At 35.3% G+C, this 22,579-nt stretch carries 19 protein-coding genes; 6 read left to right on the forward strand and 13 right to left on the reverse strand.

Translation table 11 applies throughout. The features are described 5' to 3' along the window. Window positions 1-93 precede the first annotated feature (93 nt). From ACFOWA_RS06965 to ACFOWA_RS06975, 3 genes are read right to left on the reverse strand one after another with little or no spacing between them, the layout of a single operon-like run. Window positions 94-1,014 carry a carbohydrate kinase family protein gene (locus ACFOWA_RS06965; protein WP_378983250.1) on the reverse strand — a complete coding sequence of 307 codons (921 nt, stop codon included), beginning with the start codon at window positions 1,012-1,014 and terminating at the stop codon, window positions 94-96. 6 nt (window positions 1,015-1,020) lie between these two features. After that, complete coding sequence (locus ACFOWA_RS06970; protein WP_378983253.1) at window positions 1,021-2,202, reverse strand: glycoside hydrolase 100 family protein; 1,182 nt, start codon at window positions 2,200-2,202, stop codon at window positions 1,021-1,023. Further along, window positions 2,202-3,551: an MFS transporter gene (locus ACFOWA_RS06975; RefSeq protein ID WP_378983256.1), complete on the reverse strand. Its 1,350-nt coding sequence runs from the start codon at window positions 3,549-3,551 to the stop codon at window positions 2,202-2,204. The genes ACFOWA_RS06970 and ACFOWA_RS06975 overlap by 1 nt, the downstream gene beginning before the upstream one ends. A 405-nt stretch (window positions 3,552-3,956) precedes the next feature. Between ACFOWA_RS06975 and ACFOWA_RS06980 the strand changes: the two genes are divergently transcribed. From ACFOWA_RS06980 to ACFOWA_RS06995, 4 genes are all read left to right on the forward strand, one after another. Continuing rightward, a complete protein-coding gene (locus ACFOWA_RS06980; protein ID WP_378983259.1) occupies window positions 3,957-4,952 on the forward strand; it encodes a LacI family DNA-binding transcriptional regulator in 996 nt (331 codons plus the stop codon). Window positions 4,953-5,133: 181 nt separating this feature from the next. Further along, window positions 5,134-5,781, forward strand: a complete 648-nt coding sequence (gene folE, locus ACFOWA_RS06985) for a GTP cyclohydrolase I FolE (protein ID WP_378983262.1) — start codon at window positions 5,134-5,136, stop codon at window positions 5,779-5,781. Beyond that, on the forward strand, window positions 5,781-6,500 hold the full coding sequence (locus ACFOWA_RS06990; RefSeq protein WP_378983264.1) for an SDR family NAD(P)-dependent oxidoreductase: 720 nt from the start codon (window positions 5,781-5,783) through the stop codon (window positions 6,498-6,500). Before folE ends, ACFOWA_RS06990 begins: the two co-directional genes overlap by 1 nt. A gap of 11 nt (window positions 6,501-6,511) precedes the next feature. Beyond that, entirely contained in the window at window positions 6,512-7,129 is a 618-nt protein-coding gene (locus ACFOWA_RS06995; RefSeq protein WP_378983267.1) for a MarR family winged helix-turn-helix transcriptional regulator, read from the forward strand. A 30-nt stretch (window positions 7,130-7,159) separates the two neighbouring features. Here the strand turns inward: ACFOWA_RS06995 and ACFOWA_RS07000 are convergent, their stop codons facing one another. The 4 genes from ACFOWA_RS07000 to ACFOWA_RS07015 form a co-directional block, all read right to left on the reverse strand. Continuing rightward, window positions 7,160-7,531, reverse strand: a complete 372-nt coding sequence (locus tag ACFOWA_RS07000; protein WP_378983270.1) for a hypothetical protein — start codon at window positions 7,529-7,531, stop codon at window positions 7,160-7,162. Between the two features lie 166 nt (window positions 7,532-7,697). Further along, window positions 7,698-8,537, reverse strand: a complete 840-nt coding sequence (locus ACFOWA_RS07005; RefSeq protein ID WP_378983273.1) for an endonuclease/exonuclease/phosphatase family protein — start codon at window positions 8,535-8,537, stop codon at window positions 7,698-7,700. A 119-nt stretch (window positions 8,538-8,656) separates the two neighbouring features. Then, window positions 8,657-10,432, reverse strand: a complete 1,776-nt coding sequence (locus tag ACFOWA_RS07010) for a RagB/SusD family nutrient uptake outer membrane protein (protein ID WP_378983276.1) — start codon at window positions 10,430-10,432, stop codon at window positions 8,657-8,659. A gap of 27 nt (window positions 10,433-10,459) precedes the next feature. Beyond that, window positions 10,460-13,768, reverse strand: a complete 3,309-nt coding sequence (locus ACFOWA_RS07015) for a SusC/RagA family TonB-linked outer membrane protein (protein WP_378983278.1) — start codon at window positions 13,766-13,768, stop codon at window positions 10,460-10,462. 360 nt (window positions 13,769-14,128) lie between these two features. On the opposite strand from ACFOWA_RS07015, the gene ACFOWA_RS07020 reads away from it, so the two are divergent. Continuing rightward, on the forward strand, window positions 14,129-15,199 hold the full coding sequence (locus tag ACFOWA_RS07020) for an aminotransferase class V-fold PLP-dependent enzyme (protein WP_378983281.1): 1,071 nt from the start codon (window positions 14,129-14,131) through the stop codon (window positions 15,197-15,199). Here the strand turns inward: ACFOWA_RS07020 and ACFOWA_RS07025 are convergent, their stop codons facing one another. The 5 genes from ACFOWA_RS07025 to ACFOWA_RS07045 are packed head-to-tail and all read right to left on the reverse strand — an operon-like array spanning window position 15,200 to window position 21,230. Continuing rightward, the gene (locus tag ACFOWA_RS07025; protein WP_378983284.1) at window positions 15,200-16,168 is read right to left on the reverse strand and encodes an L-histidine N(alpha)-methyltransferase; all 969 of its coding nucleotides are present in this window, start codon (window positions 16,166-16,168) and stop codon (window positions 15,200-15,202) included. It lies immediately after the preceding gene. 9 nt (window positions 16,169-16,177) lie between these two features. After that, window positions 16,178-17,326 carry an ergothioneine biosynthesis protein EgtB gene (gene egtB / locus ACFOWA_RS07030; protein ID WP_378983287.1) on the reverse strand — a complete coding sequence of 383 codons (1,149 nt, stop codon included), beginning with the start codon at window positions 17,324-17,326 and terminating at the stop codon, window positions 16,178-16,180. Continuing rightward, window positions 17,326-18,894, reverse strand: coding sequence for an ABC transporter permease/substrate-binding protein (locus ACFOWA_RS07035; protein ID WP_378983290.1), 1,569 nt, complete (start codon window positions 18,892-18,894; stop codon window positions 17,326-17,328). The genes egtB and ACFOWA_RS07035 overlap by 1 nt, the downstream gene beginning before the upstream one ends. Next, window positions 18,887-19,843 (reverse strand): ABC transporter ATP-binding protein, encoded by a 957-nt coding sequence (locus tag ACFOWA_RS07040; protein WP_378983292.1) that lies wholly within the window; start codon window positions 19,841-19,843, stop codon window positions 18,887-18,889. The genes ACFOWA_RS07035 and ACFOWA_RS07040 overlap by 8 nt, the downstream gene beginning before the upstream one ends. Before the next feature lies 1 nt (window position 19,844). Further along, complete coding sequence (locus tag ACFOWA_RS07045; protein WP_378983295.1) at window positions 19,845-21,230, reverse strand: mercuric reductase; 1,386 nt, start codon at window positions 21,228-21,230, stop codon at window positions 19,845-19,847. Window positions 21,231-21,421: 191 nt separating this feature from the next. Here ACFOWA_RS07045 and ACFOWA_RS07050 point away from each other — a divergent pair, with 191 nt between their 5' ends. Next, entirely contained in the window at window positions 21,422-21,904 is a 483-nt protein-coding gene (locus ACFOWA_RS07050; protein ID WP_378983297.1) for an ankyrin repeat domain-containing protein, read from the forward strand. Here the strand turns inward: ACFOWA_RS07050 and ACFOWA_RS07055 are convergent. Next, window positions 21,901-22,506 (reverse strand): hypothetical protein, encoded by a 606-nt coding sequence (locus ACFOWA_RS07055; protein ID WP_378983299.1) that lies wholly within the window; start codon window positions 22,504-22,506, stop codon window positions 21,901-21,903. The genes ACFOWA_RS07050 and ACFOWA_RS07055 overlap by 4 nt on opposite strands. Window positions 22,507-22,579: the final 73 nt, after the last annotated feature.

The following is a 22,579-nucleotide window of genomic DNA, read 5'->3' on the forward strand; positions in this document are numbered from 1 at the left end:
TTGGTTAGTAAAATTTAATTTGTTTGTTTTTGTGCTTGTCTAATGTCTGATATGGTTATTTCTACATAGATTATTTTGTTTAATTTAAATAAATTATTTGTTATTCTTATATAAAGGAAAGGGTTTTTCTATTTTTAATTTAGCAGTTGTAAGTGCATGGTTTACACATGCTTCTATAGGTTGAGATTTAACAAACTGAGCTAAAAAGCCCGACCAAAAAGCATCACCGGCACCGGTAACGCCCACTACCGATTTAACCTCGAGAGCAGGTTTATATTTCCAATCTTCATTTTGGGTTTTAAACCAAACGCCATCTTTGCCACAGGTAAGGCAAATTACATTTGCATTTAATTTACCTAACCATTCTTTAGCTTCTTCTATATTTAATTTTTCTCCAGTAAAGCGGTCCAAATCATCTAAACTTATTTTAATTAATGGGTTGAGTTTACAAACTTTTTTAAAAACATCTCTCCCATCGTCTTCCTGCCAAATGGATGGCGCAAAATTCCAATCAATTGATATAAATTTACCCATTTCATTTGCTGTTGAAAAAGCATTTAAAATATTGCTACGGGCAGGTTCTTTACTTAAAGCAAAAGCGGTTGTGTGTATTAAAGTACATGAGGCTATCACTTCATCTTCAACTCTTTTAATTGCCAAATCGGCACTTCGATACGGTATAAAATCTGGTGTATGCTCGTTTTTAGCAACCAAAACAATACTGGTTTGCCTGTTTTTAGAGCGTGATATATATGTATCTGTTAATCCAACCGATTTTAATTCATTTGTTAGAAAAGTTCCAAGGTTATCATCTCCTACTGTTGCGTGTAATTGTGCATCTACCCCAAGCCATTTTAAGTTTGCACACAAATTGGCCGAACTACCACCTTGATTGGTTGTATATTGTGATGATATAGCAAGTGAATCGATATTATCATTCGAAATAATATCTACTAGCAGCTCACCAACCACCAAAATTTTTTCTCCAAGCAGTTTATCCTTTGCGTTCGTCATCAGTTATTAAAATTGAAAGAGTTTCTTAAAATCAATATTTATCCAAGCTTGTTCAGCAATTATAGCACCCGCTGCGCTCCATGTACAATTTGGCACACCACAAGGCTTTTCTGTTTCGCCATGCAAACATTCATTAAATAAATCTTGGTTACCGTTTGATTGGTGAATGGCTTTTAACATGCCTTCAGCTAATTTATTTTTACCCTGGATTTTTAAAGCGCCAACAGCCCATCCATTCCAAACAGGCCATAAGCCTCCATTATGAAAATAATTTGGTTCGTTGCGGAAATTATATGCGTAATTGTTTTTTAGGTCGTTCATATCTGCATCACTATCTTCAATAGTTGGATAAAATGATGGCAATAACGATTCCTTTTTATTATGAAGCGTTAACATATAATCTGCCACACTTTCATTTTGAGATGTGTTTCCAATACCCAGCAAAATTGCAAATGTATTAGCCTGTAAATCAAAGTATTTATAAATTCTTGCTGGATTAAAACCCATCAACCAGAAATTTGATGATGCATCTTTAAGTTGATGAACCAAGTTAGGAGCGTAAGCATTAGGTTGACCATCAACTTTCCAATAATTTCTTTGGATAGATGAAGTGATTTGATTGGCTTTATTTTCCCAGCTTTTATTAAGTGCTAATTTTGATGCTAATCTTAAAGCCCATAACCTCAACAATTGGTCGAACAATATATACCCATGTTGAATATATTCATCTGCCCAATCTCCACTTTGTGGAACATAAATTAAATGTTTGCCATTAAATTCCCAAGCTTCTAACACAGCAAAACAATTTTCTACTTGTGGCTGATATTTTTCCCAAAGGCTTTTATCATGAGTTAATAATGTATATGCACATAAACCTATTACTGCCCATGATGGATTATCGGCTCTACCGCAAGTTCCTCCATAACTCACTGCACCATCTTCTGCAACATTTGATGGCATGTAACCATTCTTATGTTGATTGTTCAGCAAGGTTTGAATTGTTGTTTTAGCGGTTTCAATTAGTATATCATCGCCACTTAACATAGCTGCTATGCTTGTAATTACACCATCTCTAGTCCAAACACGTTTGTAATTATCATGTTCTTGTACTGCAGCAACAAAACCGAATGGCGTTGATGCTTTATGCAAAAGATTTAATGCTTGCTGATATGCCTTTGAATCGAACATTATACGGTTGCTATGTTATCTCTTTTCTTAATTAATAAAACCATAATTCCAGCAATGGTGATTAAAGCACCAGCAAAAATTATTGCATTTTCGGGGTTATGACCAAGCAAATATTTATAAACATATTTAAATGTTAGGGTTTCTAAAAGCATAGGCAAAACGATAAACATATTCAAAATACCCATAAAAATACCTGTTTTAGCCTTCGGAATACTGCCCGCGAGCATGGCATAAGGCGTACCCATCATACTTGCCCAGGCAACACCCAAACCAATAATTGGAATAAAAAGAAGTGAGGAGTTATGAATCATTGGTAGACAGATTAAACATAATCCTCCAAATAATAAACTTACTAAATGCACCTTTTGAGCTGTGATTTTCCTGGCAAAAAATGCAAGTGGAAAGGCCACCAAAAAGGTTACAATGTTATAGCCTCCGTTTACTGTTCCGGTAAGTAATTGAGCCGATGCAAAACCATCTGAAGCGGCATCGGTGGTGTTGTATATGGTTTTGGCTAGGCAAAGTGTAATAAACTGCCAATAAACAAACATGGCATACCAATTGAACAAATAAACCACGCCCAACTTTTTCATTGTTGTTGGCATCACTTTAAATGCTTCGATGATATCTTTAAAAATTCTGGTTACCCCACCTTGTTCTGCTTTAACTTTCTTTATTTCCTCATCAGATAAAGGCACTTCTTTGCTTGTTAAGCAGCTATACATAATTGACCCGATAGACACAACACCACCAATAAAAAATGCGGCATAAGTGGTATAAGGAATGTTATTTTCACTTCTTGAATTGATGCTGATTAAACCTGCAGCGATTAAAATTCCAGGCGTTAGATTAGCCAAGGTAATGCCTAAACCTGTAAAAAAGCTTTGCGTTAAAAAGCCAAGGGCATGTTGATTAGCCGGAAGTTTATCGCTCACAAAGGCACGATACGGTTCCATTGTAATGTTATTACCAGCATCTAAAATCCATAAAATTCCGGCTGCCATCCATATCGAACTGCTGTAAGGCATTGCAAAAAGGCATATACTGCAAATTATGGCTCCGATTAAAAAATATGGTCTTCTCCTACCAAATCTACTTGTTGTTTTATCGCTCATTGCGCCAATAATTGGCTGAATGATTAAACCTGTCATTGGTCCGGCTAAATTTAATAATGGAAGTTGGTCTGCATCTGCACCGAGGTAAGAGTAAATTGGTGTCATGTTGGTTTGCTGTAAACCAAAACTATACTGAATACCAAAAAAACCCAGGTTCATAGCAATGATAGAACCGAAATTTAACTTAACTGCGGATGTAATATTGTCAACCTTTTCTGCTTGAGAAACTATCATATTAAGGTTGGTTTAGTTCCTGAATATTTCAATTCACATTTATCGTTAAAAGCAACATTTTTTGATTTATGCAATTCAATAGCAATATTATCATGTTGCACATAGTTTATTGCGCATGCATAAATCAGTAAAAAGATAAATAATCGATTGAGAATGCTCATAAGTATTGAAACAATAATTCAGCAAGCCATTATAAAGACTAGGCTGTATTTTTATATTTGGTTATGTTAAGTTAAATACTAAAGTTCGTTTTATTGCTTTTGGTAAATAACTGTAATATGAAGGTAGGTTTATATTTAATTCAAAAAATAGTAAATAAGCCAAAATCTATCGCAAACGTTTGCGGAAACATTTGCGAGAATGTTTGTTGTGGATAACTTATATTTGAAAACTAAATAAACGAGAATGAGAGAAAATACCACGCTAAAAAAGATTGCTGAAAAACTAAATCTAAGTATATCAACGGTATCGAGGGCTTTAAAAAACCATCCAGATATTTCTCCTGAAACTAAAAAGAAAGTAAACGAGTTGGCAGAATTATTAGAATACGACCCCAATCCCTACGCCGTTAACTTAAGAACACACAGCAGTAAAGAATTTGCAATAGTTGTTCCAAGCCTGTCGAATTTCTTTTACCACTCTTTTATAACCGCTATAGAAGAAGATGCAAGAGATTATAGCTATTCGGTAATCATTTATCGTTCTTCTAATGATGCCAAAATAGAACACGAAATTTTAAAGAGCTGCAGACATAAAAGAGTTTCGGGGATATTTATTGCCATAACCGCAGAAACAACCGAAATTGAACCTTTTTTAAAATTAGATGTACATGGAATTCCGGTTATTTTTTTTGATAAAGTACCTGAATATGAATCGTGTAATAAAATTTGTGTTGGTGATGAACATGCAGCATCAATTGTTGCAGAAGAAATTCTGAATAAAGGCATTGATAATGTTTTAGGGATTTTTGGAGATAAAAACATGTCGATAACCCAAGCTCGAATGAAAAAATTTAACGAAATCTTATCGAATAATTCACAGATAAATATTAAAACTGTTCACGCTAAAAGTTCAGATGAGGCGGAAGCACGCTCATTATCATTAATTCCTGATTTTTTAGGTAATAAATTTGCGGTTTTTTGTATGAGTGATGAGATACTTGCAGGAACCATGAAAGCGATACAAAGGATGAATTTAAAAATGCCCGATGATATAAGTGTGATTAGCATCAGCGATGGAATGATACCCAAGCTCTTTTACCCCGAAATAACTTATGCCGAAACAAGTGGTTACAACCTGGGAAAACTTGCTTTCAGCAGAATGATGCGTTGCATTGCAGGCAGTTCTTTTGCACAAACAATTATCGATGAATCGAGACTTGTGCAAGGTGGATCGATATAAGAAAGCGTCTTTAATAGGAGCTATTATCTAACTGAAATTTTTTTCATTGTTGTTTTCTTGACTTAAAAATTTGATCAGTTTCAGTCATACAATTTTCACTTTAATATGTGATTTGTAATAATGATATATTTATATACTTTAATGATATATATTAGCATATAAATATACCAAATAGATAAATATGCCAGAACAAGATATAGCTGAATATCAAATTGAAGCGGATGAGTATTTTAGAACTCCTTTAAAACCAGATGCTTTCGAAATGAATGATGAAACAAAAATAGATTTGATTTCAGAACATTTTACCAGCATTCTTAACATTTTAGGTCTAGATTTAACGGATGATAGTTTAAAAGGTACGCCTAAGAGAATTGCTAAAATGTATGTTAAAGAAATTTTTAGCGGGCTAAACCCTGTTAACAAACCTGTAGCAACACTTTTTGAAAACAATTATCGATACAACGAAATGTTAGTAGAGAAAAACATCTCGGTTTTTAGTAATTGCGAACATCATTTTGTACCAATAACGGGTAAGGCACATGTTGCCTACATTAGCAAAGGTAAAGTTATTGGTTTATCGAAGTTAAATAGAATTGTACAGTATTATAGCAGCCGCCCGCAAGTTCAGGAACGCTTAACCATCCAAATTGCAGAAGAAATTAAGCGTGTAATGGGAACTGATGATGTTGCCGTAATGATTGATGCCAACCACCATTGTGTTTCTTCAAGAGGGATTAGAGATATTGGAAGTTCTACAATTAGCACTTCATTCAATGGAAAATTTAAAGAAACAGATATCAAAAATGAGTTTTTAAAATATATAGCATAATGAGATTCGAAAATAAAAACATACTTGTGGTAGGTGGCAGTTCGGGCATCGGATTAGACCTTGTAAAGCTATTAACAGAACAGGGTGCAACCGTTTATGCTGCCTCTCGAACAAAAAATGATGCCTGGCCATCATCCGTAAAATATTTGGAACTTGATGTTATGCAAAATTTGGATGCTTTATCAGAATTTTTACCAGAGCAACTTCATGGCTTGGTTTACAGTGTGGGTAGCATTAATTTAAAACCATTTGCCCGCGTAAGTGCGAATGATTTTATAGATGATTATAAACTAAATGTTGTTGGTGCCGCTCTTACCATTCAACACGCATTAAAATCGTTAAAAAATGCAGGTTCATCATCTATTGTGCTTTTTAGCTCGGTGGCCGCAAAAACAGGAATGGGTTTTCATGCCAGTATAGCGGCATCAAAAGCTGCAATAGAAGGACTTTCGGTTTCGCTTGCAGCAGAACTTGCGGGACAGAACATAAGAGTGAATGTTGTTGCTCCTTCTTTAACAGATACACCACTTGCATCAAAATTCTTAAACACGCCCGAAAAAATGGAGGCTTCTGCAAAAAGACATCCTTTAGGAAAATACGGCTCGCCAAAAGATATTAGTGCTGCAGCTGCCTTTTTGTTATCAGAAGAAAGCAGCTGGATCACTGGGCAGGTAATTCCGGTTGATGGTGGAATGGGAAGTTTAAGAACAAACCTTTAATACCTAGAAGTATGCTTTACGGTCTCGTTAATCAACTTATTGATTTAGTAAAAAAGTATGAAACCGATGTAGAAGGGCCAAGCGATAATATCATCGAATTTCAAGATTGGTTAAACAAACACTTAAAAAGCGAGGTAGAAATTTCATCTCCAGAACCTCAATGGATAGGAAAAGCCAATGGACGATCGGCAGATAGTGTAATTAATACATCATTGGTACACTTATACAGATATGCAAAAATGCATGCTAAAACTGCAATTGCCGATACTTCATTTTCTACGCCCGATGAATTTATTTATCTGATTGGTTTAGCATCAGGTGGAAGTATGAGCAAAACTGCATTGATTAAACAAAATATCCACGAAAAACCTGTTGGTACATTAATTATCAACAGGTTATTAAATAAAGGCTTTATAGAAGAACGCTTGGGTGATGGTGACAAACGAAGCAAAATTATAAGTATTACATCTTTAGGAAACCAACATTTAAAGGAAAGCATGGATAAAATAAAAACTGCTTCAGCAAATGTTACAGAGCCACTTTCGTTAACAGAAAAAATGAATTTGATAGATTTGTTGCTTAAACTAGAAGATTTTCATTGGCTACAAGCGGAAAAGAAGATTGGATAAAACAGAGTTTTTTTATCCAATCATTAAAAATTATTGTCTTATAAATTTTAATCCGCAACCTTCTATGCAAGGTGGATTAATTGTTAAACTATTTCCATTAACTTTATAACGATACGTTATTGGCATAACGTAATTATTTGAAATTAATTCAATTTTAACACTATCTAAAAGTCTGAACCGTTTAATATCAGGCATTACATCACCTTCTACTGTACCAGATTTATCAAATATTAGAAATTTATCCGGACCAGTAACCTTTGTATATTTACCTTTTCCATTGCCTATATCAAACAAAGTTTCCGTCAGCTTCCATTTACCATAAATTTCATTTGAACTTTCAGTATTCTTTTTACAAGATAAAATGATTGTTGCTATTAAAAAGGCAAATAAGAGCTTTCTCATAATTTAGATTTTTTAATAGGTACGGAAGCTAAACAGAAAACGCTACAATAGAGTTGTTTTTTCTTTAAAATTTTATGCCTCTTGTAAATTTAACTACAAAAGGCATAAAATAAAATTAGTATAATAATTTGAACTACAATATCTTTCAGCAATGCTCGCTAAGTAATTATTTAAGTTCTACTTCTGCAAGTACCGGAAAATGATCAGAAGGAAATTTACCGAAATAAGTATCTGTTAGAATACCCCATCGGCTTGCCACAAACTGTTTGCTCATGAATACATGATCGATAACGGATTGACCTCTTGGTGTTCTAAAACCATTTGAAGATGAATTATTTGCATAAGGAAATTTAACTTTTGTGCTTACATCCATCAAAACATCCGAATTTGCAATGGTTTTATACCACTCGCTATCTCTACCACCATTTAAATCTCCAGTAAGCAAAACAGGTTTATTGCCAGCAATTTCATTAATCTTTTTTAACATTAATTTACCGCTTTCTTTCCGAGCTATAACGCCTTGATGATCGAAATGAACATTGAAAGCGTAAAATTGCTTTTTAGTTGTTAAATCTTCTAGATAAACCCACGAACAAATACGGTTGCAGCATGTAGCATCCCAACCTTTTCCAGGAACATCGGGCGTTTCAGAAAGCCAGAAATCACCACTTTTAATCAGTTTAAAACGGTCTTTTTTATAATAGATTGCAGAATGTTCTCCGGCATCTTTACCATCATCTCTGCCTTTACCATACCTTGCATATTCTGGCAAAGCAGTACTGATATCGTCAAGTTGATTTTTAAGCCCTTCTTGCACACCAAGAACATCAAATTGATGAAAGCGAATAAGGTTTGCAACAATTGGCGCACGGTTTACCCACAAATTACCACTATCTCGCGGATTATCAAATCTAATGTTAAAAGTACCGATGGTTAAATTTTGAGCTTTAATAGCAGTAAAAGTCATACAGAGCAATACTGCTACAGACCATATTTTTAGTTTCATTGATATTATTTATTTAAATTTAGAAGGCTGTTAAATTTTGGAATTCCATTAATCGAGCGGAAAGCAGTGGTGAAATTATTTTTAGTATTTCAAATTTCACCACTAAGTTTCTTTGAAATTTACCAGCCGTTATTTTGTTTCAAATTTGGATTACGCTGTAAATCATTTAATGGAATTGGATAATAGTAGTTTCTTTCCAACCATTTTCTAGGTATTTCTTTCATCCATGTTAATTCGCCCGATGTACCATTTTTTAAAAGCTGCGAATTTATTGCTGTACCTATGGTAGCTGAAACATCAACATAAGTAACGCCTGCAACCGCTGGTGTTGGTCGGGTTCCTTGGTAAAAAGCAACATCTAAAATACCATCTTCGTTTAAATCAAGAGGTGTATTTAAAGCCGGAACATAAAAACCATTCCACTCCTGCTCCATTAATGGTCCGCGTTTCCATCTTAATAAATCAGCAAAACGAAATCCTTCTAAACTTAATTCTATGCCACGCTCTCTTCTAATTTCTAACAAAGCTGCATTTGTAATTCCGGGGAAATAATTCGTTGTTAAATATGGGTCTGCAACGGTTGGTCTGGCAGTTAAGCCGCCTGTTATACCAGCTCTTGCTCTTAAAGCTCCAACAGTTAAGGCCCAATCGGCATCGGTTAACGTACCCAATTCTGCTTTAGCTTCTGCATAATTTAATAACACTTCTGCATATCGAAACAATGAAACCGCATTCGTGTTTAGTGCACCTGCATCAAAATAAGTATCATCAAGCGTTAATTTTATTGGCTGATAACCTGTAAACGTATAAGAAAACACAGGTGGAGCCGCAACCTGCTGACCGCTGGTAATACGTTTATAATCGCCTAAACGGATGGTTTGTTTTAACCTTAAATCGCGATTTTTTACTTCATCTTTAAATAATTGCGTTCGGTACGATGGGTCATTTGTGTATGGTGTTCCATCAAGTTTTAAATAAGTGTTTATGAAGGTACGTGTAAAACTTGCCTTTGCTCCATAAGTTCCGCTGGTCCACCACCAATTGGCGTCGCTAAGTACACCAAGATTTAAATCAGCAACTGCCGATTGTAAAACCTCATTGGCTACGGGCGTATTGCTGGTAAAAACCTGGCGATAAGAAACACCTGGTCCGCCGGCTGTGTTTAATGAAAAACCACCATTTTTTATAATTTGATCTGCAGCTGAAGCAGATTCTTCTAACCACTTATTTGCCGTAGAACTTAAATTTAATTCAGTTTGATATTTTCTAAATGTTCCTTCAAACAAACACAGCCTTGATTTATAAGCATAAGCAACCCATTTAGTAATGGTTGTACGGCTTGCCTCGTTCGTAGCTGTAATGTTGGCACAAGCAAAGTTTATATCTGCTAAAACAGAATCCATAACCAATTCTCGCTTATCTCTACCTGCAAAAAGCGATGGGTCATCAACATCAAGCGGTTTACCTATCCAAGGCACATCACCAAAGCGTTTAACTTTTTCCATGTAAAAGTACGCCCTGAAATAACGAGCTAAACCTATGTAGTTGTTACGAACACTAGCAGGTACGGCTGGGTCTTTACAGTTTTCGATAAAGTAATTTATGTTTCTTAAATCCCTCCATGTCCAGCCTGAGCTGTTGTTTGCAGCAAAACCACCTTCTCGAACAAAATCTGGTACAGATCTAACTGCCAAATAATCAGACATTCCATCCAAACTGGTAGAATTTTTTGGTAAAAAATCCATGTTGTAAAAGGAATTCGTGTAGAGTTTTAGTCCGTTCTCCGTGCCAAATACAGCTTCCTTTGATGCCGTAGATTCTGGTTTCTGGTCGAGTTTTTTGCAAGCTGCCAAACTCAGGCAACCTAGCAATATCCATATATATTGTTTTTTCATCTTAATCATTTTAAATATTCTATAACCTTAAAATCCAATATTTACACCAAATGCATAGCTTTTTAGCATCGGATAATTATAACCATCTCCATTTGTGCTATTCGGGTTTAAGTCCTGATCGGAAGGCACTGCATTTTCAACATCAATAGTGTTTTTTACGATTTTGTACATTGGCGAATAAGTAAACAAGTTTTCGCCAGAGAAAAATACTTTTGCTGTACGTACACCAACTTTATTAACCCATCTTGCCGGAAGTGTATAACCAACCTGGATATTCTTCATTCGGATATAGGCTACGTTTTGAAGGTAGCGGGTTTGCGCTACACCAAGTGTACGATTGGTATTGCTAGATGCGGCTCTAGACATTGTACGAGGGAAATAAGCATCTGTGTTTTGTGGTGTCCACATATTGCCCAAATGGAAAGTTGGTATATTATTATATGGTCTGTTGTACTGGCCCCAAAACATTTCGGTTTCTGTACTTGGATACCATTGTTGCTTGCCTACGCCTTGAAAGAAAACAGAGAAAGAGAAATCGTGCCAATCTGCCCCTAAATTAATGCCATAAAGATACCTTGGTGCTGAATTACCAATGATTCTTCTATCGCCAGATTTACCAACTTTGTTTTCGCCAACATTGATAAAACCATCGCCATTTAAATCTTTTAACTTAATATCACCAGGAAACCATTTACCGGTTGGAGAAGCACGCATTTGAGGATCTTGTTTGGCATGAGTAGCAATATCTGCATCATCAATAAAAAATCCTTCTGTTTCATAACCCCAAATATCACCTAAGGTTTGTCCTTCGTAATAATCGCTAAGCAATTTATCCGGATTGTTGTATTTATCAATTTTGGTTTTATTATCGGCAAGCGTTAACCTTACATTATAGCTGAAAGGTTTTTCAGACTGACCAATTTTATCGTTCCAGCTTAGTGAAACTTCCCATCCACGTGTGGTTAAATCGGCATAATTACCTTTAGGTACATCGGCACCGAAAACAGCTGGAGGTGTTAATCCGAATGTAAACATATCCGTAGTTTTACGAATGTAAGCATCACCAGTAAAGCTTAAACGACCAGAAAGCATGGTTAAATCTAAACCAAGGTTGGTTGTTGTAGAAGTTTCCCAGGTTAAACCATCAGGCAATACTGCTGGGATACGCGTAGTTTGTGGCCGAACACCATTTAAAATTACACCCGACTGGCTGATGTTAAAAATCTCTTGGAAAGCATAAGACGCAATGTTACCATTTCCAAGTGAACCATAAGAAGCCCTGATTTTTAAATCAGAAATAATCTTATCAGATACATTCCAGAAAGCTTCTTTGTTTACTCTCCAGCCTGCTGATACAGATGGGAAAAATCCATAACGCTGATTAGAAGGGAATTTAGACGAACCATCGTATCTGGCATTAACCTCTAATAAATAACGATCTTTAAATGAATAATTCAATCTAGAGAAACCACCCAAAATAGCCCATTGTTCGTAACCACCAGCAGTATTTATAGATTGCCCTAGCGCAAGATTTAAATCGGTAGCATCTTCAAAAATAATTCCGTTACGCTGTACAGCAACTCTGTTATAGGTAGATTGTTCGTAATTGTAACCAACCATCGCTTTTACGTAATGGTTTGTGCCAAAACGATTTTCGTATTCGGCAAAAACGTTGGTTGCTATGTACTGTGTTTCTCGTTTATCAAATAATAAATCGTTGGTTGTTGTACCTACGAAAGCAGTTACACCTCGTGTGCTGCTGTATGGCACCTGAACACGCTTTTGTTCGATATCATTATTGGTATTACGGAAAGTAAAATCGGCATTTACACGAAACTTGTTGTCAAAAAATTTAGTTCTTATACCGCTAATGTTCCTAAAAATTTGCTTGCGGGTATAAATACCATTTTTGCCATAAATAAAATCTCCCACGGTATAAGCTGAAGCAAAAGTTAAAGAACCATCAGGATTATAAATTGGCATGGTTGGTTTACCTTCATCGGCAATGTTTCTCCAAATACCGCCACCTTCACCAACATTTATAGGATTGTGGTAGTTTGAAACCGAATAATCGGCATTGTTTTCAATACTTAACCATGGAAAAACCTGAACTGAGCCTCTTGCCCTGATGTTTTTCATATCATAATCATCACTATTATACTTAAACAATCCATCTTGATTTAAGTATCTACCTGATATTAAAAACGATACCTTCTCACTACCACCACTTACGGAAAGATTATTTTCTGTTGCAGCAGTATTCTTTTTATATAACTCTGCGTAATAATCAGTATTGCCATAATAAGTATATTCTCCGGTAGTTGGGTTTACTTCTACCTCGTTATAAGGCTGACCAGATTCTGCTCTTCGCTTAAATTCATCTAAATAAGCTTGAGAAAATTTCTGCGTTTTATTGGCATTTTGAGGGAAGGCTCCATCTCCATTTACAAACGCTTCTGCAAACATTTTTGCCCATGTGTAACCATCGGTTACAAAATCAGGAACCTGTAAAGGACTCTTGATGGCATAATTGCTTGAATAAAATATACTCGTGCGACCTTTCTCTGGTTTTTTTGTTGTAATTAAAACAACTCCAAACACACCTCGTGCACCATAAATTGCTGCAGAAGCCGCATCTTTTAGAATAGTTACACTTTCTACATCGTTTGGATTTAATAAGCTTGGGTCGCCTTCAAAACCATCAATTAAAACTAACGCACTTCCACCCTGACCGATAGAAGTTGTACCACGAATATTATAATTTGGAGATTGATTTGGCTTACCATCTAACATTTTAAGATTAAGATTGGGCAATAAACCTTGCAAGCCTTGAGTTAGGTTGGTAATCGGTCTGTTCTCTAAATTCTTAGATGTAATCTGATCTACAGCACCTGTTGCATTTTCTCTTTTTTGCGTACCGTAACCAACAATAAGTACTTCGTTTAAACTACCAGTTTCGCCTTTTAGTGTAACATTTAAGGGCGTAGTTTCTTTAGCTTTAACTACAATTTTACCCAACGTAACAGTAGTGTAAGACACAAAACTAACCTGGATGTTGTAAGTACCCGCCGGAGCAGTGATGCTAAAACTACCATCAGGATTACTCTGAACAACTTTGTTCAATTCCTTAATCAAAATGCTTGCGCCTGGAAGCGTTTCGCCTTTCTCATCAACAATTTTTCCGCTGATGGTTCCTGTTTCTTGATTTTTAGTTTCGAAATCAAGAAAATTGTGTTCTGCCGCAACAATTGGGGCGGCTAAAACATTGTTTTGTAGAAGGCATGCAATAGAAGTACAAAGCAAAAGCTTCCGCATTAGCAGTAAAGGTTTTTTCATTTGTTAAAAATTAGTTTTCGGACTAAACCGTTTTAGTGTATTTCCTTGGTTCCTTAGAATGTGGCAAAGCTATCGCCCTTGTGTGATCCTAGTATTAACTTACTTTAACCTCTGAAGTGGAAATGAGCTACGATTTACGTAACTTCTTATTCTTAAATTAACCTTATAATATTTATAAATGATAATAAAATTTTAAAAGAAAAGGGTGAATTATAAGCTTAAAGCGATTGCTTCGTTTCTCCCAATAACGATAAACGCACCATCGTTTCGAGGAACCAAGAAAGCTTAAAGATGTAAAACGGATTTAGACAAAATATAATTTCAAATTCTTATGCTAGAGATATTTATTTATTTTTGAGGATGACGTTTAGTGATAACTTCCCGATTCTTAAAAATTGTACTTACTTAAATACAGCAAACTCAGGGTTGCTATCTGTTGAAATTGCAAATTGGCGCAAACAACACGATGCAGAATTTATTGAAGGCGGAAGTACCTTTAGAGCCAACAATTTAAAAGTGATGGAAGATTTAAGATTAAATCTTGCAGAGCGCTTTTCATCCAAAAAAGACAATACCTATTTGAGTCAAAATTTTTCTAGTGGATTTAATTCTATTTTAGATGGTTTGACTAACAATCATCGTTTTCTGTTATTGGAAGAGGATTATCCATCAGTAAGTTATCCGGTTACAAGCAGAGGATTTGAGTTTTTAGAAGTGGCAATTGATGCTAATCTCGAAGAAAATATATTAAACGCCATTGAAAAATTTAAACCAACCATATTTGCATTTAGCATGGTGCAATACATCAGCGGATTAAAAATGCAAAGTGATTTTATTAGAAATTTAAAAACAAATTACCCTGATTTGATTTTGATTGCTGATGGAACGCAATTTTTAGGTACCGCAGAATTTAATTTCGAGAAGTCGGGCTTAGATGTTTTGATTGGTAGCGGTTATAAATGGCTTTTAGGTGGTTATGGAAATGGGTACATTTTCTTATCAGATAAAACTAAAGACTTGCTTTACGAAAATAGGAGGCATTCTACATTACCAACTGTACCATTTTTAAGTGGCAGAGATTATTTATCTCTGAGTTTAGAACCCGGACATTTAGATAGCTTAAGCTTTGGAACATTAAACCAGGGTTTAAAATATTTAAACGAAATTGGATTAAATACAATTGAAAAAACTATAGCAAGCCTGGCAAGCCAGGCGAGAAAGGCTTTGTATGATAAAGGTTTACTTACAGATTGGATGATGGAGCGAAAAGAACAATCTTCTATTATGAGTTTACCGCTTAATAAACAAACAGTTGAAAAGCTTATTGCTGAGAAAATATTGTGTTCGCCCAGAGGGACAGGAACCAGAATATCTTTTAATTTTTACAATACAGAGGCAGAATTAATGCATTTACTTAGCGTATTGGACTAATTAACCTACCCTCCATACTGCATCAACAAAGTATTTTTGCTGGTCGGTAAAATAAATTACTAACTGGAAACCCGATGATTGAGCGAGTTCATCAATTTCATTTAATGAATATTTTTGCGAGATTTCCATCAATATAAATTCATTTTCTGAAAAATGAATTGCAGCGCTGCCAATATTCACAACTTGATTTTTTAAACTGATTAAATAGCTTTTGCAAGCGCCAGTTTCAGGATCGTAACTTGCATAATGTTCAAACGCATTTAAGTCAAAGTTTCCATCAAGTTCGCGATTAATTCGGCTCAGCAAATTCAAATTGAACGAGCGTGTAATTCCTGCTCTATCATTATATGCTGCTAATATTTGATGAGGATTTTTTTTCAAATCAAAACCAATGATTAGAATATCATTTGGAGATAACAATTGTTTAAGGCTTAGGCAGAATTCTTTTGCCTCGTTAACGTTCATGTTGCCAATATTTGCACCCATAAACAATACAACTTTTTTTCTCTCTGATATTTCTGCAGCCTTTTTAAGCATATCAAAATAATCGCCATTTAAGCCTTCAAATTCTAATTCAGGGAGTTTTATTGGCAAATTTAATTCTAAATCGTCTATCACATGCTCCGAAAAATCAATAGGATAATATTTAAAATTAAGATTTTTAGCTAAAAGCATTTTGAGTAAATGAATAGATTTTGTGGCATCACCAGCACCTAACTCAATTAAATCAAAAGCTTCATTTTCAGTAGAAATTGCATCAGCAAGTCCACTTGCCTGATATTGCATAATTTCCATTTCTGCATTGGTGAGGTAATACTCCTCCATATCCATAATCTGCTGAAAGATATGATCGCCAACTTCATCATAAAAATATTTGGAGAACATTCGCTTTGGCTCAGCACTTAATCCGGCTAAAGTTTCTTGCAAAAACTGGGTGTTATTTATTGTGGTTTTCTCTGTTGATAGCATCGTCAATTTTTATTTAGCAAGGCGAATACCGGTGTATTGCCATCTTAAATGTGAGTGAAAAAAGTTTCTATAAGTAATGCGACTATGTTCTGTTGGCGTTGCGATTGATGAACCACGTAGAACTTTTTGGTTAACCATAAACTTTCCATTGTATTCGCCTATTGCGCCTGCAGCTTTGCTAAATCCGGGATATGGCAGATAAGCACTTTCGGTCCACTCCCACCTTTCGCCCCAGTTAAAATTTTGTGCTGCAATTTCCCATTCAAATTCTGTTGGTAAGCGCATCCCTTTCCAACTGGCAAAGGCATAAGCCTCGTAATAACTAACATGAGTTACGGGTTCATTTAAATTGATTTCCTTTAAACCTTGCAAGGTGTAATTCATCCATTTACCTTCAATTAAATGCCAGTACATTGGTGCCTTTATTTTATTGGTATTTACCCAATCCCAACCTTCAGCATGCCAAAAATTAAAATTTTGGTAACCACCATCACTTACAAAATCCAAATATTCTTGATTTGAAACCAAAGTAGAACTGATTTCGAATTCGTTTAAATAAACTTTATGTCGATTTAACTCATTGTCAAAACAAAAATCATTTCCATCATAGCCAATTTCATAAACACCTTCGGAAATGGTTAGCATATTTGAATTGATAATCGGAGACAAACTTTCCTTTTTGTTTACATCATAAATCGGAAAAAGTGGATTATTGCCAAGAATAAATTTGATATCGGTTAGAAGCAATTCTTGATGTTGCTGCTCGTGATTGAAACCTAAAATTACCAAATCTAGCACTTCTGAAGATATTTCTGAGGAAAGAAAAAATACCATTGCATCATCTACATAATGGCGGTATTGATAAACTTCATTTACGCTTGGCCTACTTAAATTTCCTCTATCGGTACGAATAACTCGATTACCCACAGTTTCATAATAACTATTAAAAACGTAATTGTAATCTTCGTTAAAAACTTGGTAAGAAGTTGAATATGGGATTAAAATAAAGGTTTCGAAAAACCAAGTGGTGTGCCCTAAATGCCATTTCGGCGGACTAACATCTATAACAGGTTGAACCACGTAATCCTCTATTTGTAAAGGCTCACAAAGTTGCTCAGCATGTTTTCGAATGCTTAGGTATTTTTCAGCAAGATTCATTAATTTTTATCGAGATAGTTCTTGAGATCTGTTATGGTATTAACACCTATTTCTGAGGATTGTTTTTGTCGCATCATCAATGCATAAGAATTATTAAACCCAATTGGTTTTAACCATTTAATCTTAAATTTCTTGTTAAATTCATCGCTTACATATTTATAGGTTTCATCTTTATTATGTGATATTTGCGAAACAATTTTATTGTCGGGTTTTAAAATAGCTAACAATCCCGTGCCTGTGTATTCAGGATAAAAATCGATTTGATTATTAACCAAAGCATCAAAACAAATTTTTGTACCGCCTAAACCGGTTTTAGTTTCTACCTGATAATCGGTATTTCCTTTTAAAAGCATACTATAAATTTCTGCCAGAATGTATTGCTCACCAAAAATTTTTGAGCCAATTTTAACGATTTCACCACTTCCTCCTTTTGGCGATTTATATAAACCAATCTTCATTAAAAAATCTTTTGCAACCTTGCCTGGTGTTTGGTGAAGGTAATCGGTTCGATAATTTAAATCAGTCATAGTCGAATCGGTAATTTTACCGGCCAATAAATTTAAAACATCTTCTAATTCGGGGAATTTGCTTAAAGAAGATTGATTAACAATAGGTGCGGCATAATAAGGTGGGAAAATTCCTTTATCATCTTTTAAAATTTTAAGTCCGAAAGCTTTTAGCCGTCCATCGGTAGAGTAACCACTAATCACATCCAATTCCTTTGAAAACGCAGCTTTATACATTACTGCATCGCTTATTACAACAGTTTTAATTTTTAATCCATAAGCCGACTTTAAACCTAAATCGCCATCTTGCCTGCCCATGAATTCGGGTGTAAAGCCAGCTTTTAAACCTGAGCCATAGGCAGATGGTAAGACATAAAAAGCGCTTAAAACAATTAGAAAGACGGAAGAAAAAATCAAAACTTTTTTGAGCTTCTTAAAATCCAATTTTTGGGTTAGCGCAAGTAATCCATCTAACAAAATAGCCAACAAAGCTGCAGGAATGGCGCCTGCCAAAATCATATTGGTGTTGTTTAGAGATATTCCTCCGAAAATGAATTCGCCCAAACCACCGGCAGCAATATATGACGCTAAAGTTGCCACACCAACATTGATAACTGTAGCTGTTCGGATGCCGGCAAGAATAACAGGCATTGCCAAGGGCGTTTCTACCTTAAACAAAATCTGAGATTTGCTCATCCCCATTGCTTTGGCAGCTTCGATAATATCTTTATCAATACCTATAATGCCGGTATAAGTATTTCTAATAATTGGTAGCAATGCGTATATAAGAAGCGCTACAATTGCAGGTTTAGCCCCAATACCTAAAACGGGAATCATAAAACCCAATAATGCAATGCTTGGTACGGTTTGCAAAACGCCTGCAATACCTAAAATTGCACCAGCGAGTTTGCGCTTACGGGCGATTAAAATTCCTAAAGGTAAACCAATTGCGATTGCAAAAAGAAGTGATATAAAGGTTAAACCAATATGTTGTACGGTTTGACTAAGCAATTTATCCGATTCCATCGACATGAATTGCCACAAGGTTTGTTGCTCATTCATGTTTGCCAAGATTTTTGTACTGGTTGAAGGCTTTGATTAAATCGTCAAAGGTTACGTTTTTACAGTCTTTATTATTGTTAATGAATGCCAAATCTGCAAAATGTGTGCTGCGTAATTTTTCCATGGCATCCCAAACGCTCATATCAGCACTAAATTCTTTGGTTTTGTTCGTTGCATTTGGAAGATTTTCCCAAATATCATTAATTGTTAATACTTTAAACTCTAAAGCCAATCGTTGCCCATCTAAAAACTTTCTGGCAAAATCGTTAACCGGATAAAAAAGTAACTCTTTTGGGGTACCAATTTGCATTATCTCACCTTTATCCATCAAACAAATTCTATCGCCAAGCTCAAATGCTTCTTCAACATCATGCGTAACCATCACGATAGTTTTTCTTTTAAGTTCTTCTAAATCATTAAACTCTTTTCTGATGCTGGTTCGGGTTACATTATCTAAGGCACCAAAAGGCTCATCCATTAATAATACAGCCGGGTCTGCAACCAGAGCACGGGCAAGGCCAACCCTTTGCTGCTGACCACCACTTAATTCGTTAGGAAAAAGTTTGAGGCTACTAGCCGGAAGATGAAGTTTCTTGATAAGTTCATGAACTCGATCTTGAATTTTCTTTTTGTCCCATTTTAATAATTTTGGAACGACCGCTATATTTTCTTCTATTGTATAGTGTGGAAAAAGCCCTATGTTTTGCATTACATAACCAATACCTTTTCTTAGCGTTTCTGTATTTTGACTAATAATGCTTTGTCCATTAATTATGATTTCACCTTCATCAGGATTAATAAGTCGGTTGATCATTTTAAGGGTTGTTGTTTTACCACAACCACTTGTGCCTAGCAACACTAAATTTTCTTTTTCTTTAACATCAAAAGAAACCTGGTTTACAGCTATTGTTTCGCCATACTCTTTACTAACACCTTTAACTTCAATCATTTTAATCATCAAGCTTCATAAAAAGATTATTCAAAGATTCTGAATAGGTTGGATGTGCAAAAACCCCATATCTAATTTTATCATAGGTTATACCACCTTCCATTGCCATTTGTAAAACCGACATAATTTCCCCTCCTTCTGAAGCTAAAATCGCCGCACCTAATATCTTTTTGCTCTTTGCATCTACAATCGCCTTCATCAATCCCTTGGTTTCATTGGTTTCGATTCCACGGGCAACATAAGCCATTGGTAACAATGCAACTTTATAATCAAGTTTTTTCTCTTTGGCTTCTTTTTCAGACATCCCGATTCTGCCCAGTTGCGGGTCGGTGAACATACAGTAAGGTAAAGGTCTGTTTCTAATGCTAAACTTAGTTTGTTCAATTAAATTTCGATAAACTATAGTGTAATCGTTGTATGCAATATGCGTAAATGCTGGTCCGCCTTTAACATCTCCCAAAGCAAAAATACCTTCGATATTGGTCTCTAATTTATTGTTAACTATGATGTGACCTTTCTCATCCGTTTTTACACCACAAAATTCTAAACCTAAATTTTTGGTTTGTGGAACTCTTCCTGTAGCAATTAAAACATGAGTAGCATTTATCTTTTTGGTGGTTTTATCAACTTTAACTTCTATTTCTATCTGCTTTTTTTTATGCGATGTAAATTTTTTCACTACAGCATTCGTGATTACTTTTATCTTTTCATCTTTTAAAATATCAGTTAGTGATGCCGAAACATCTTCATCTTCTCTTGCTAAAATTGTTGCAGATTGTTCGATAATCGTTACTTTACTACCAAATCGACTAAACATTTGCCCAAATTCTAAACCAATATAATTGCCACCAATTACAACCAATTCTTCGGGGATTTTCTTTAATTCCAGTATGGTAGTAGAGGTTAAAAAATTAATTTCTTCAAGTCCTTCTATCCTTGGTATTGCAGATTTTGCACCTGTATTTATGAAAATCCAATCAGCTGTAATGGTTTCTTCTTTTCCATTGGCTAGTAAAATGGTGATTTGCTTTTCGCCGCTAAACCGGGCTTCACCCATTATTATTGTTAGTCCTTTGGTTTCTTCCAAACCCTTTTGTGCCGATTTTTGGAACTGTGATACAATATCATCTTTACGCTGTTTTACCTTTTTAAAATCGATTTTTATTGAACCAATGTTTACACCCAATTCATTAGCCTTGCGAGCTTGATAAGCCATTTTTGCAGAAGCAATCATTGCTTTCGTTGGTGTACAACCATCATTTATACAGGTGCCACCAATTATTCTTTTTTCTATAACAGCAGTTTTTTTACCAGCCTGAGCAAGTTTTTTAGCTAAAGGAACACCAGCTTGGCCGGCACCGATAACTATAGCATCAAAGTGTTTCATTGTTTCGGGGTGATTTTAAAGATAAGCAAAATTAAAGCTTAAAATAGAACCAGTAAACTGTTTCAATGTTTTAATTATAACATGATTTAAATATTTCTTAACTGTAAAAATCATAGGAAGATAATTTTTCATTTATAATCCTAAATCTTGTTAATGGTAAAACTTTTATAACCGGCAGAGGTTATTATGCCATGAACATTAACGAACTTATTATTCCTGCTGCCAGAAAAGGCGAAATTGAAGTATTAAAAGAACTTATTCTGCAACAAGCAAATGTTAACCTTAAAGATGAAAAAGGATTTACGCCACTAATAATTGCTTGCTATAACAATCAATACGAAGCTACAAAATTATTAATATCAGCAGGTGCAGATTTAAATGACGCAGATAATGGTGGTAACACCGCTTTAATGGGCGTTGCTTTTAAAGGTTACACAGAAATAGCGAAACTGCTGATTGAAAGTGGAGCAGATTTAAATCTGCAACATGGCAATGGCGGAACTGCCTTAATGTTTGCTGCTATGTTTGGTAGAAATGATGTATTAAAAATGCTTTTGGAGAACAATGCCGATACTAAGATATTAGATAAAACTGGTCAATCGGCGTTGGAATTTGCAGCACTGCAAGGTAATGAAGTGGGCATGCAAATGATACAGGAATACCAGACAACTTAATCAGCTAGCAAACCCTTAACAAGGCTGCTCCATTGTGGATAAGATAATCCCATTTTAGCGGCCATACCTACAAAAAAGTTTCTACCTTTATCATAAAAACTGCCTGCACTGGTATTTGGTAACTCGTTGCGACCATGCTCTTCGGCATAAACCACGTTTCCTTTTTGCCTTACAATAAATGTCGATGTAGCGCTGTCTTTTAAAAAATGTGCTGATTCTTTTTTATCAGAAAGTGGATGAGGACACGGTCTAACCGTAATTAAAACATAACGTTCCTTAACATCATCAATGCGAACAATTTCTTCAATTCTTACCCAATCATAGCCCATCCCGGCTTGAGTACCTGGCCCTGGAATATCAATACGAATATAATCTTTTTGTTCAGCTAGTCTTTGAGCACGAACTCCATGACTATCAATCAATTGAAAAGCAGAAATTCCAGCATATAAACCCCAGTTATTTACATTTAAAAGTCGTTCAGAGGAAATTAAATACCTTTTCAATGCTTCTTCCTCACTATCAAACGTACGTTCATCCACAACATCCATCTCACTTCCGCAAATTTGCTCAGGAACTTTAGAAAGATTATTAGTACTTGCCATAGGTGGGATTTTGGGTTAATAGGAATAGTTGAGTTTAAAAGTTTATCGAATGCCCGAAGATGAGCACTCGATA

Origin of the sequence: Pedobacter lithocola, from assembly GCF_042650845.1 — a bacterium.
Taxonomy (GTDB): domain Bacteria; phylum Bacteroidota; class Bacteroidia; order Sphingobacteriales; family Sphingobacteriaceae; genus Pedobacter; species Pedobacter lithocola.